At 67.5% G+C, this 11,338-nt stretch carries 12 protein-coding genes and 1 pseudogene; 4 read left to right on the plus strand and 9 right to left on the minus strand.

The genetic code is table 11. The annotated features are described in order from the left end of the window. Nucleotides 1-2: 2 nt before the first annotated feature. Complete coding sequence (locus NMI01S_RS08390) at nt 3-566, minus strand: hypothetical protein (protein ID WP_245716773.1); 564 nt, start codon at nt 564-566, stop codon at nt 3-5. Between the two features lie 192 nt (nt 567-758). Then, complete coding sequence (locus tag NMI01S_RS08395) at nt 759-1,424, minus strand: GNAT family N-acetyltransferase (RefSeq protein WP_062995656.1); 666 nt, start codon at nt 1,422-1,424, stop codon at nt 759-761. A gap of 329 nt (nt 1,425-1,753) precedes the next feature. Here NMI01S_RS08395 and NMI01S_RS08400 point away from each other — a divergent pair, with 329 nt between their 5' ends. Further along, on the plus strand, nt 1,754-2,308 hold the full coding sequence (locus NMI01S_RS08400; protein ID WP_062995380.1) for an HAD domain-containing protein: 555 nt from the start codon (nt 1,754-1,756) through the stop codon (nt 2,306-2,308). Here NMI01S_RS08400 and hpnE read toward each other — a convergent pair. Continuing rightward, nucleotides 2,305-3,663, minus strand: coding sequence for a hydroxysqualene dehydroxylase HpnE (gene hpnE, locus NMI01S_RS08405; protein WP_062995381.1), 1,359 nt, complete (start codon nt 3,661-3,663; stop codon nt 2,305-2,307). The genes NMI01S_RS08400 and hpnE overlap by 4 nt on opposite strands. A 216-nt stretch (nt 3,664-3,879) precedes the next feature. Between hpnE and NMI01S_RS08410 the strand changes: the two genes are divergently transcribed. Beyond that, entirely contained in the window at nt 3,880-4,164 is a 285-nt protein-coding gene (locus tag NMI01S_RS08410) for a hypothetical protein (protein ID WP_062995382.1), read from the plus strand. A gap of 47 nt (nt 4,165-4,211) precedes the next feature. On the opposite strand, the gene NMI01S_RS08415 is transcribed toward NMI01S_RS08410, so the two are convergent. From NMI01S_RS08415 to NMI01S_RS08425, 3 genes are all read right to left on the minus strand, one after another. After that, complete coding sequence (locus tag NMI01S_RS08415) at nt 4,212-5,051, minus strand: mycofactocin-coupled SDR family oxidoreductase (RefSeq protein ID WP_036504911.1); 840 nt, start codon at nt 5,049-5,051, stop codon at nt 4,212-4,214. Nucleotides 5,052-5,191: 140 nt separating this feature from the next. Next, nucleotides 5,192-5,890 (minus strand): NAD(P)-dependent oxidoreductase, encoded by a 699-nt coding sequence (locus NMI01S_RS08420; protein WP_062995383.1) that lies wholly within the window; start codon nt 5,888-5,890, stop codon nt 5,192-5,194. Between the two features lie 159 nt (nt 5,891-6,049). After that, nucleotides 6,050-6,730 carry a GAP family protein gene (locus NMI01S_RS08425; protein WP_062995384.1) on the minus strand — a complete coding sequence of 227 codons (681 nt, stop codon included), beginning with the start codon at nt 6,728-6,730 and terminating at the stop codon, nt 6,050-6,052. 222 nt (nt 6,731-6,952) lie between these two features. On the opposite strand from NMI01S_RS08425, the pseudogene NMI01S_RS33995 reads away from it, so the two are divergent. Beyond that, nucleotides 6,953-7,435, plus strand: a pseudogene (locus NMI01S_RS33995) (amidohydrolase family protein); the annotation flags it as partial. 31 nt (nt 7,436-7,466) lie between these two features. Here the strand turns inward: NMI01S_RS33995 and NMI01S_RS08440 are convergent. Continuing rightward, nucleotides 7,467-7,850: a DoxX family protein gene (locus NMI01S_RS08440; RefSeq protein ID WP_245716774.1), complete on the minus strand. Its 384-nt coding sequence runs from the start codon at nt 7,848-7,850 to the stop codon at nt 7,467-7,469. Nucleotides 7,851-8,010: 160 nt separating this feature from the next. On the opposite strand from NMI01S_RS08440, the gene NMI01S_RS08445 reads away from it, so the two are divergent. Next, nucleotides 8,011-9,234 carry an oxygenase MpaB family protein gene (locus NMI01S_RS08445; RefSeq protein WP_062995387.1) on the plus strand — a complete coding sequence of 408 codons (1,224 nt, stop codon included), beginning with the start codon at nt 8,011-8,013 and terminating at the stop codon, nt 9,232-9,234. Between the two features lie 13 nt (nt 9,235-9,247). On the opposite strand, the gene NMI01S_RS08450 is transcribed toward NMI01S_RS08445, so the two are convergent. Both NMI01S_RS08450 and NMI01S_RS08455 read right to left on the minus strand, forming a co-directional pair. Beyond that, on the minus strand, nt 9,248-10,474 hold the full coding sequence (locus NMI01S_RS08450; RefSeq protein WP_062995388.1) for a cytochrome P450: 1,227 nt from the start codon (nt 10,472-10,474) through the stop codon (nt 9,248-9,250). A gap of 46 nt (nt 10,475-10,520) precedes the next feature. Then, the gene (locus NMI01S_RS08455; protein WP_062995660.1) at nt 10,521-11,165 is read right to left on the minus strand and encodes a DUF4097 family beta strand repeat-containing protein; all 645 of its coding nucleotides are present in this window, start codon (nt 11,163-11,165) and stop codon (nt 10,521-10,523) included. Nucleotides 11,166-11,338: the final 173 nt, after the last annotated feature.

Below are 11,338 nucleotides of genomic sequence, written 5' to 3' on the forward strand. Positions count from 1 at the left end.
GCTCAGGCGAGGGCCGTCCGCACCGCCAGCCAGCGACCGCCCGGATCGGCATAGCCGTGATACATCAGCGGAATCCGTTGGTCCACACCGAAATAGCGGAAGACGGCCAGCATCGCCTGCCGCACCGAGTAGTCGGCGAAGTCGTCGATGCGGCGCGGGCCGATCGCACGTTCGGGCAGCACGGCCAGCCGTGCCATCTCCTCCGGATCACAGACGTCGAGGCCCATCGGCCCGTCGGCGATGTAGTGATCGTGGAAGATATGACGCAGCTGCGACGCATCGCCGTGCCGAGAGACGCAGGGCAGCAACCGAATTGCCGCACCCGGCAGGGTCCGCGCTTCCAGTGCGGCAGTCAGCTCGGGATCCGGCGCCGGCACATCACGAACCGGCACCTGTTCGAGCAGATGCAGCATGGACGCGCCCCGGACCCGCGGCTCGGGCACCAGGAACAGACTCACCATCGGTCCGGTGTGGGCGGCATCGGTGAGGCATATCCGCGTGTGCGATCGATCGGGCGAACGCGGCGCGGCGGGCGGGGGCTGGGGCGTGGTGATCGGATCGGACATGCGGTCTCCCGGAGGGGAGGGCTATCGACCCTCCCGCGAACGCGCTGGTACGAGGTCCGAAGCTGCGCCGGCCGCCGAGTTACCCGACTCGGACCGATCTCCTCGACGTCCGACCGTTGTGCCGTGAATTATAGGCGCCGGGGACACGACGCGACATCCGGAATTCGCTATCCGGTTGCTTCGGCGGTGCGATCAGGCGTTCAGCAGCCGCGGGAGTCCGCCCAGCTCCGTGTCGATGCGCCGGCGCACCGCCGGCCATTCCTCGTCCAGAATGGAATAGAACGCGGTGCTGCGCACGGTGCCGTCCAAGCCGCGCGAATGTGCCCGGCGGACGCCGTCGCTGGTCGCGCCCAGGTGCTCGATCGCCTTGCGCGAGCGGACATTTCGCACATCGGCGCGCAGCGCGATCCGGCGGACCCGCCACACGTCGAAGGCGTGCTCGAGCAGCAACAGTTTCGACTCCAGATTGATACCGGCGCCGCGCGCTTGTGGGCAGAGCCAGGTATTGCCGATCTCGGCGGCGTCGGGCACCGCGAGCAGCGGATCTCCGGTCGGCATACCGTGCACGATCGGCCACACCATCGGCCCCTGCCAGTAGTCGAAGCGGCAGAAGCGCGTCGAGCCCAGGACCCGGTTGTCGGCCGTGGCGACGACCGCGAAGGCCAGTGCCGAACCGACCGCGTGCGCCGCCGCGGCCTGGGCGACGTAGTCCGCGGCCTCGGCCGGGCCGTGCGGTACGGGGGTGAACGCGAACGCATCGCGATCCGCGGCGCCCGCCTCGGCGAGCCCCGGAACATGGTGCGGTGCCAAAGGTTCCAGCCGCACGAGGCGGCCGGTCAGGATGACGGGTGCAGGCACGTTCCCTCGATCTTTCGGGACGGACTCCGGTAACGCCCAACGATCGTCACACCGGCCTTCCACGCTCCGGATCGACGACCAGTCCTGGCGCGCCGGCAGCAGCATCGGACAGTGAGATGAACGATAACCGAACGTGTGCCGTCGACAACGCAGGTCTGGCGTAAATTTAACGGGATTGCTCGCGTGTCGCTCGGCGCGTCGCAAGTCGGTTTTCGGCGCCTTTTCGGTGCGTTCGCCCCGGTTATCGGGTCGACACGAAACCGTTGCCGTGAGTGGCGGACTCATCGGCGGGTGCCGTCGTAGCCTGGTATGAGCGAACGGGGGGCGTCATGACCGAAACACCACGCGCGGCGATCCTGCTCGATGTCGACGGTCCCCTCAATCCCTACCCCCGGCCCACCCATCCGCCCCCGCAGGGCTACCGGCCGTATGTGTTGCAGCACAGCATTATTGCCGCGATTCCGCCCATCGACCAGCAGGTGCTGCTCGATGCCGCCGTCGGTGCGCGACTGCTGGAACTGGCCGAGATCACCGATGCCGAACTCGTATGGGCGACCGCGTGGGAGTACGCGGCGAATACGGTCCTCGGTCCCGTCCTCGGACTGCCGCCGCTGGAGGTGATCATCTTCGAGGACACCGGAATTCGGCATCGCGAGGGCCACCACGGAAAGCTTCCGACCATCGAGCGCTGGGCCGGACGCCGGCCGCTGTGCTGGTTCGACGACGAATTCCAGCCCGCCGACCAGGGCTGGGCCGAACGCCGCACCGACACCGTCGCCCCCACCCTGCTCGTCCCGGTCGACCGCCACACCGGTTTGACCCCCGACCACCTCGAGGTCGCCAGGGCGTTCCTGGAGCCGCTTCGCGGGCCGCGAGCTCGCTAGAGCGGCGGCAGTCGCAGCAGCGCCGCCACCGCCTTCGAGGCGCTTTGAACAGCGCTTTCCATAGTGGCCGACCAGTCGGTGCGGGTCCAGTCCCCCGCCAGCATCAGTGTCGGCACCGAGGTGCGCTGATCCGGCCGCAGCCCGTCGGTGCCCAGGGCCTGGGAAAAGGTCGCCCCCGGCATCTTGACCACATGACCGTGCACCACCCGCGCATCGGCCGCGTCGGGGTAGTAGCGGCGCAGCAGTGCCATCTGCTCGTCGACGATGTCGTCGCTGGTCTTGTGGATCTGCTCGTAGGCGCCGCTGGTGGTCAGGCAGTACAGCCAGGTGCCGTCCGGTTCGCGGCCGTGCATGCGCTGCCGGTCGAACACCTCGTCGATCACCCCGGTCCCACCGATGATCGCCTCCATCGCACTGCGGGTGCCGAGCGGGCGGTCCAGATACAGATTGGTGCTGACGATCGGGGTGGCGCCCAATTTGTCCGCGGCGGCATAGATCTCGGCGTGTTCGGGCAGATCGTCGAGCAGGCCGTGGATCCGGGAATTGGGTACGGCGCAGATCACGGCATCGGCCGGGACCGTGCTGCCGTCCACCAGATCGACGCCGGTCACCGCCCCGTTCTCGATCCGGATCCGGTCCGCCACCGCGCGATAGCGGACCTCGACGCCGTGGCGGCGGAACACGTCCTGCGCACCGGTGACGTAGAGCGTATCGAGGTCGACGGTCGGATAGCCGATGGTGACCGCGCGCCGATCCCGCACGCCCAGCCGGATCCCGGTGGCCAGCACATCGGCGAAGACCTTCGCGCATTCGCGCTGCACCGGCTCGGCGGCGATACCCAGCGCCAGCCAATCCCACAGCGCCTCACGGGCTTTCGCGGGCATACCGATACGCTCGAACCACTGCTCGGTAGTGATGTCGGCCAGATCCGCGGGCTGGAACAGGCATTGCAGCCCCAGCCGCACCGTCGCCCGCGCCGCGGCCAGTCGCTCACCCAGCCCGGCATCCGGATGTGCGCCCAGCAAGGTGCCGAACGCCCGGATACCTCTGGTGTGCAATGCCGTTGCGCGTCCGCCCGGCCAGCGCAGCGTGCCTCCGGTGGGAAATTCCAGGTACTTCTCGGTACCGACGCTCGCGAGATACCGGAAGAGGTGGTGGTATCCGCTGGCGATCACATGCTGGCCGTTGTCGGGAGTATCGCCGACCTCGGCGACCGCCATCGCCTGGGTGCGACCACCGAGCCGGGCCCGGCGTTCCAGCAGAGTGACCCGCTTTCCGGCCTCGGCCAGCCAGACGGCCGACGCCAGCCCGGCCAGACCACCACCGATCACCACGAACCGACGAGCGTCGTTCATCCGAACCTCCGTGCGCGACAGCGGGTTTCGACCAGCGGCGAGCTCGGTCTCCGAAGGCCGAGCCGCACCGAGCCGGTTCCGATCACTGTAGGCAGGTCACCATCGACGGTCAACGGTGAGCGAAAAGATGTCACATCCTCTCACCCGGGGTGCGTGCTCCGCCGGCCGTCGACGCGGGAGAATGGTCGCCTCAACTCGACAAGATCCGGAGTCGCAATGCAATTCATGGTTCTCTCCCGTCGCCGCACCGAGACGTTCACCGATGCGGATTTCGAGGAGGTGCTCCCAGCCGAAACCGACCATGTTCGCAAGCTCTACCTCGACGGCGTGGTCCGCCAGATCTGGCTGCGCGGCGATATCGCCGGCGCCTGCTTCACCATCGAGGCGGCCGATGCCGAACAGGCGAACGCCATCGTCGCGCAACTGCCCATGGCCGCGGCCGGAGTCTCCGAATTCACCGTGATCCCGCTGAGCCCCTACCGCGGTTTCGGCGGGGCCTGACGGAGTTCACGACGGGCGGACGGGCGTGACCGTACTCGCCGGCACGTCTACTTGAGCATGCTGCCCGCGTCGACGGTCACCGGCAGGCCGGTGATGTAGCGCGATTCGTCCGAGGCCAGGAACAGCACGGCGTTGCTGATATCCACCGGCTCGACCCAGCCGACCGGCAGCACGTGCATGAACTTCGCCACCGGTTCGAAATCCTCGACGCCCGGATTCTCCAGATCCGGGCGGAACATCTTCATCGTGCCCTCGTTCATGAACATCGGGGTGTTGACGTTGGTCGGGTGGACGGAATTGACCCGGATCGAATTCGCGCCCAGTTCGACCGCGAAGGTCCGCATCAGGCCGACCACACCGTGCTTGGCGGCGACGTAATGCCCGGTGTTCGGATAGGCCTTGAGTCCGCCGACCGAACTGGTCAGGATGATCGAGCCACCGTTGCCGCCGGAAATCAGATGTGGCACACCGGCTTTCACCGTCTTCCAGACCCCTTCCAGGTTGATGCCGATCATCGTGTTCCAGTCCTGCTCGCTGGTTTCGGCCAGGGTCGCACCCCCGTTGCCGATCCCGGCGTTCGCCACGATGATGTCGAGCCGGCCCAGCTGCTCGACCCCGTTGTCCACGGCGGCCTTCAACGCGTCGAAATCGCGGACGTCGACCTCGGCGGTGACGATGCGGCGCCCGAGCCCCTTGACCAGCTCCACCGTCTCCGCCAGATCGGCCGGGGTCGAAGACGGAATCAGGTCGGTGCCGCTCACCGGTTTGCAGACGTCGACGGCGATGATGTCGGCGCCCTCCTCCGCGAGCCGCACCGCATGACTTCGCCCCTGGCCGCGTGCCGCACCAGTGATGAAGGCGACCTTGCCCTCTACTCGCCCAGCCATAACGCACCTCGTTCATTGCCACTCGAGCACCCCGATGCCCGATGCCGGATTGCCGACCACCCGCGCCGAGCGATCGCTCACTTGCTAATGGGATTCTCCAACATCGAGAATGAAATTTCCATACCTGCTGCCGGTGCGGTTCAGTGGCCGGCGCTCGCCTGCTGCCGGATCCACCGCAGCAGGGTGGGATTGCCGGAATCGGTGGTGATCACCCCGGCCGCGGCACGGACGAAGCGCCCCTCGGAGACGGCGGCCAGCATGCTGGCGGCCAGATCGCTACGGGCGGTGAATATCCCGTCGGCGTACTCTTCGACCATCGTGTAATCGGTGACGTCGGGCCGGTCGTAGAGTCCACTCGGGCGCACCACGGTCCAGTCCCGATCACTGTCGCGCAGCAGCGCTTCCATCCGCCGCATATCGTCGTACAGCGTCTTGCCCGCCACCCGCGTCACATACGGCACCAGCAGCCGGTTGAAGAGGAAGCCGCCCTCGCTGTAGGGGCGCGGATCGACCCCGGCCGAACTCACCACCACGATCCGCCCCACGCCGTGGCGCCGCATCGCCGTCACGATGTTCGCCACACCGTCGGAATAGGTGGTGATCGGTTCCTTGCTCGGCGGCACCCCGAGCGCGGACAGCACCGCGTCCCGTCCCTTCACCGCGGCGTCGACCGCACCCGGATCGAGCACATCGGCGCCGATCACCTCGAGCCGATCATGGCGCAGCGGGAATTCGCCCGGCTGCCGCGTCACCGCCGCGACCCGATGTCCGGCGGCCAGAGCCTGGGCGGTGAGCTGGCGGCCGGTGGGGCCGTTGGCCCCGAAGATGGTGATACGCATGGTCTTTCCTTCGGACAGAGGAGACGGACCGGCGACGGCGAGACGCAGCCGCCGCCGAACCCTCATTGCCTGGACGCACACAAGACGCCCGCCGAGCCCATCGCATAACAACCCGCGGCAGTGATCTACATCACCGGCGGTTGTCACCGACCGCGGGGGTCATCCGGACGTCAGGGCTTCGATCGCCCGGCCGATCAGCATCGTGCCCACGAGGAACAGCAGCACCATCATCACGGTTCGATCGTTGGCGACCAGCCAGGTCTTGGTCGCGGCCAAGGGTTGGTCGAGCCGATCGCCCGCGACCAGATAGGCGGCGACCGGCGCGATACACGAGGCGAGCGCGATCACGAGGAAGATCACACCGGCGCCCAGCGCTCTCGGCGCCGAAAATCTCGCCTCCGCGATATCGAGCCCGCCCATGACGGCGGGCACGAGCGTGCTGACATCGATGATCACGAACGCGACGCCGAGCCCGAAGGCGCCCACCGGAGTCACGCGGTCGACTCGGTCCCACAGTTTCCGGGGCTTCTCCTCGCCGCGTGTGCGCTGGTACCCGAACCACACCGCGACACCGAGCAGCCCGATCCCGCCGCAGAGCCGGATGAGCGAGGTCGCGGTCGAAGCGTGATGGGGATGCAGATGCTCGGCGGCGGACGCGCCGATCAGCAGCGCCACCGCGGCGACGAGGACCGCGAATCCGCAGATTCGCCCGAGCAGATATCCGCTGCTCTTCGCCCGCGCCTGCTCCGATACCAGCATCAGCACCGCGACGATCAGCGGCAGCGGACTCACCGCGATCGCGGCGGCCAATGGCAGGGTCCTGCCGATCACGGTGCCCATCCGCCGTTCCTTCCGCCCACCCGAGCGAATATTTGCCACTGACTCGCTGTGACGTGGTCAAAGGATCGAAACTCCGACCGTTTCCGGCAATCTAGCTGGGACTATAAGCCATAATTGAGGCGCTCAGCTCGAATTGCCAGAGATTTCCTAGTCAATATTTTCGGATAGGAAGGCGCGATGTCGGCCGCCGATGTCGTAGTCCTGGGCAGCACGGTCACCGTCGTCGACGGCTCACCGTGGGTCGGCAATATCGCGCTGTCGTTCCCGTATCTCGACACCGACGCGACCCGCACCATCGGTGTCACCCCCCGGCTCGTGCGGCCATGCCAACTACACCGCCGACCAGCTGCGCGAGATCGTGCACGCGTATTTTCCCCTGGGCTGGCCGATGGCCTGCCACGCGATGGGCGACGTCGCGATCGACATGATTCTCGACGTCTACGCCGACGTCGTGGACCGATACCCGCGCAACGATCACCGGCTGCGCCCGGAACATTAGACGCTGCGTGGCAATTGTTTTCGGACGATGTCATCGGATCGCTCGAAGTCGGGAAGTACGCGGATATGGTCATGCTGTCCGACGATCCCTGTGCGGTGGCACCCGAAGACATCGCGGACTTGGAGGTCCGGGCTACCTATCTGGCGGGACGACTCGTGCACGGCGTGGCGGCGCGGTCCGTGAGCGAGCGCGTGCCCCGAACCTGATCGGCGCGAACCGAATTCGCGGGTGGATCACTCACCACCACACGGTGGACAACCACGCGGCGACGACGGCCGACACCAGCAGGACGACATTCAGGCCGATCAGCTTCACCTCGCCGCGGCGCAGATGCAGCACGAGCGCACCGACCTGCACCAGCGCCAGTCCGACGGCGGCCACGAGCGCGAGAACCACGGCTATGCCGGTCAGCGGCGGCAGGATCAGCCCGGCCGCGCCGAGCACCTCGCTCACACCGATGCCCCGCACCAGCCCCAGTGGCACGGTATCGATCCACCCCATCATCGGGCGGAGCTGATCCTTCGACCGCAGAATCTTGATTCCGCCCGAGTAGAGGTAGAACACCGCCAGCAGCGCCCCGACGATCCAGTACGCGATTTCCACCGCAGCCTCCAATGTCACGAACAGTAAGCAGCAGCATCATCCGTCGGAATCGGAAGGCGCACAAAAGGAACGTCGATGAACGTACCGGTGGGACTGAGTCCACTCTTCTGGTAGGAGACCTTGCCAAAATCGAATTTCTGGTAGAGGATCTTGCCAGATCTTCGATGAGGAGGACCTCGTGACGCCTACCGTTCCGCTCCGGCACCCGAGCTCACCGCGCCCCGTTCCGGGCCCCGGCCTCGGCACCCTCGCCCGGATGCTCGGGCTCGGCACACCGGGTCCGGAGGAATTTCGCGTGCTGGGCGAGGCGCTGACCGTCGGCGACCGTCCGATGGACGAGCTCGTCGAGTGGATGTATCGCGAAGGGATGGCCACCACCCGGCCGCTGTTCGAGCGCGCCCTGCGGGAGGGCATCGCCGCGGTACCGGAAGCCCCGCAGCCGCTGCGCGAATTCTTCGAATACGTCGAAGCGGTGCCCGACTGGGTCGATCGGCGCAAGATCCGCCATGCCGAGCGCGTCTCCTGCCTCGGCGGCCGCGACGGGATCTACGTCGCCCGCGACATGTCGTTTCTCGGCGGATACCTGGCCTCCGGCTTCAACAAGACCCTGCTGCGCACCGGCGCCCTGGAGAAGGGGCCGGCCAAACGATTCGCCGAGACCACGCAGTGGGCGATGGATGTCACCGCGCCCGGCGGAATGGCACTGCGGGGCAGTGGTTTTCGCTCGACCGTGCACGTGCGGCTGATCCACTCGCTGGTGCGCCGGCACGTGGCCGCGATGCCGGACTGGCGAGCCGAGGAGTGGGGGCTGCCGATCAATCAGACCGATATGGCCGCCACACTGGTCGGCGCGCTGATCGCTCCGATGATCGGCGCCATCGGCATGGGAGTCGTGATCACGCCCCGCGACGCGGACGCCATGGCGCACCTCGCCCGCTACGTCGGCTGGTTGATGGGTGTCGAGGAACGCTTCCTGCCCACCGACTTTCGCGACAGCGTCCGCATTCTCTACCACACGATGACCGCCATCACGAACCCCGACGACACCTCCCGTCAACTCGCGATCCCGATGCGCGACGAACCGCTCGGCTGGCACTACGACCATCTGCGGGGGTTGCGGCGACGGATCGCCCGATCCCAGCATCTGTCGATCGCGATGATGTATCTGGGCCCGTCGGCGATGAAACGACTCGGCCTGCCCAGCCGCACCCTGCCCTGGTATCCCGTGCTGCGCATACCGGTCAACCTCGCGCGGTCGGCGCGGGCCCGGCTGATTCCCGGACAGTTCGAGCGCGTCGTAGCCGAAGGCCGGGCCGCGCAACTGTCGTTCATCCGGACCCTCGCCGGCCCCGACGCCGCGGTGATCGGCGGGTCGGCCGAGCACATCACCCCGGCCGCCTGAACCGCTCTCACGACTACTCCGCGACATCCGTCCACGTCACCGGAAGTTCGTGCACCCCATAGATATTCATATCGGTCCGCAACGCCACCGCATCGGCCGGGACGGCCAGGGCCAGGGTCGGAAAGCGGCGGAGGAGGCCGGCGAATCCGGCGCGCATCTCGATCCGCGCCAATTGCTGGCCGAGGCACAGGTGCATGCCGTGACCGAAGGACAGGTGGCCGCGGGCCGTGCGGTGCACGTCGAGAGTGTCGGGGTCGTCGAAGCGGCGCGGGTCGCGGTTGGCGGCCAGCAGCGAGACGACGACGGTCGACCCCTTGGCGATGGTTTCGCCGCCGAGCTCGATGTCCTCGGTGGCATAGCGGTAGAAGATGTCGGCGACCGAGAGGTAGCGCATGAGTTCGTCGACCGCATCGGGAACCAGAGCCGGATCGGCACGCAACTCGGCCGCTTGTTCCGGATGCTCGAGCAGCGCGAAGGTGCCGAGCCCCAGCATGTTCGCGGTGGTCTCGTGCCCCGCCAGCAGGAGCAGGAAGGCGATGCCGGTCAGTTCCTCGACGGTGAGATCGTCGTGGCGGGCCAGGTCGGAGAGGATGTCCTCACCCGGTTCGGCGCGCTTGCGGACGACCAGTTCGGCCAGATAGGACGTCAGCGCGCCGTAGGCCGCCATCTTCTCCTCGAGCGCCTGGTCCTTGACGAGGAACGTGGCCGAGTTCACCTGGAAGGTGTCGCGATCCTCGTAGGGAACGCCCAGCAGTTCGCAGATCACCAGCGAGGGCACCGGCAGCGCGAACTCCGCGACGAGATCGACCGGCGGGGTCAGCCTTGCCATCGCCTCCAGTCGCGCATCGACGATGTCCGCGATGTGGTCTTCGAGCTGCTTCATCCGCCTGACGGTGAAGGCGCCGACGAGCTTGCGCCGCAACCGGGTGTGGTCCGGCGCGTCCATCGCGATGAAGACGCCGGGGATCTGCGGTGACGGCTCGGTGGCCACGGGCATGCCCGGAATCTCGTAGGGCACATGCAGAACACCGATGTCCTGGCGCGAGCTGAACCGGGAGTCGGCCAGAAGGCTGCGCACCTCGTCGTAGCCGGTGACCAGCCAGCCCTCGTGGCCGTCCGGAAAGATCATCGGACTGACGGGGTGGGCATCGCGCAGCCGGGTGATCTCGCGGGGCGGATCGAAGGGGCCCGCGTCGCGGTCCATGGGCAGGCCCTGCGGGACGGAAACCGTTCGGGTCATGGCGTTGTCCTCTCGAAAGAGACGAAGGGAGCAGAGACGGAGGGAGTCAGGCAGCGGACGCGTGCCGGATGATGACGTTGCCGAACGCGTTGCGCGCGTACACCCGCACGGTGTGCTCGTCGTCCTGCGGACCGTCGACCGGCCCCAGCTGGTTGTGCACGGCGCCGCTCGCGACCGTGGTCTCCAGCCGCGCCGCGCTGCCCGGGCGGATGCCGACCTCGAGCTCGCCCGTCGAGGTCTCCAGCCGGAGCACGCCGCGCGTGGCCTCCGCGATCCGGATATTTCCCTGGGCGGTCTTCGCGGTCACCGAGCCGAGCGGGCGTTCGACGACGATGTCACCGGCCGACACCTCCAGCACGCATTCGCCGAGTTCGCCGGCGCCGAGGATTCGGCCCACACCGGCGGTGCCCTGGAAACGGGAGCCGGTCGGCACCTCGATGGTCACCTCGATCGACGGATTGCCGCCGAAGGGGCTGTAGGTGCGCCAGTCCTTCGGCGTCGTCACGGTCAGGGCGCCGTCGGCGAAGTCGACCCGCGTCTGCTCGGCGGCGCGAACGTCGGCCTTCTTGGCCGGATCGGCGGGGCGGACCGCGACGACGGTGTCGGTGCGATCGGAGGCGGTGACGGTGACGTTGCCGGACAGCACCTCGACGGCGACGGCGATCGGTTCCGGGGTCTGGAAAGTGGACATGGTGTTCTCCTTGGTTCTGCTGGGAATCGGGCGGCGGGATCGGGGGATCCGGCCGGTGAACCGGTCCGCGGTGCGGAGCGCTGTGCTGTTCACGAGGACTACTGTCGCCGCCTCGGCTGATATCGGGCTGACGCCGGGCTGACATCTCCCCTGACATGATGTTTCCGCTGGTG

This window comes from Nocardia mikamii NBRC 108933, from assembly GCF_001613505.1.
Classification (GTDB): Bacteria; Actinomycetota; Actinomycetes; order Mycobacteriales; family Mycobacteriaceae; genus Nocardia; species Nocardia mikamii.

Excerpts from the sequence above, each read along its gene's own strand:
- NMI01S_RS08390 (WP_245716773.1), bottom strand. The coding sequence starts at position 566 with ATGTCCGATCCGATCACCACGCCCCAGCCCCCGCCCGCCGCGCCGCGT.
- NMI01S_RS08400 (WP_062995380.1), top strand. The coding sequence starts at position 1,754 with ATGACCGAAACACCACGCGCGGCGATCCTGCTCGATGTCGACGGTCCC.
- hpnE (WP_062995381.1), bottom strand. The coding sequence starts at position 3,663 with ATGAACGACGCTCGTCGGTTCGTGGTGATCGGTGGTGGTCTGGCCGGG.
- NMI01S_RS08410 (WP_062995382.1), top strand. The coding sequence starts at position 3,880 with ATGCAATTCATGGTTCTCTCCCGTCGCCGCACCGAGACGTTCACCGAT.
- NMI01S_RS08415 (WP_036504911.1), bottom strand. The coding sequence starts at position 5,051 with ATGGCTGGGCGAGTAGAGGGCAAGGTCGCCTTCATCACTGGTGCGGCA.
- NMI01S_RS08420 (WP_062995383.1), bottom strand. The coding sequence starts at position 5,890 with ATGCGTATCACCATCTTCGGGGCCAACGGCCCCACCGGCCGCCAGCTC.
- NMI01S_RS08425 (WP_062995384.1), bottom strand. The coding sequence starts at position 6,730 with ATGGGCACCGTGATCGGCAGGACCCTGCCATTGGCCGCCGCGATCGCG.
- NMI01S_RS08450 (WP_062995388.1), bottom strand. The coding sequence starts at position 10,474 with ATGACCCGAACGGTTTCCGTCCCGCAGGGCCTGCCCATGGACCGCGAC.
- NMI01S_RS08455 (WP_062995660.1), bottom strand. The coding sequence starts at position 11,165 with ATGTCCACTTTCCAGACCCCGGAACCGATCGCCGTCGCCGTCGAGGTG.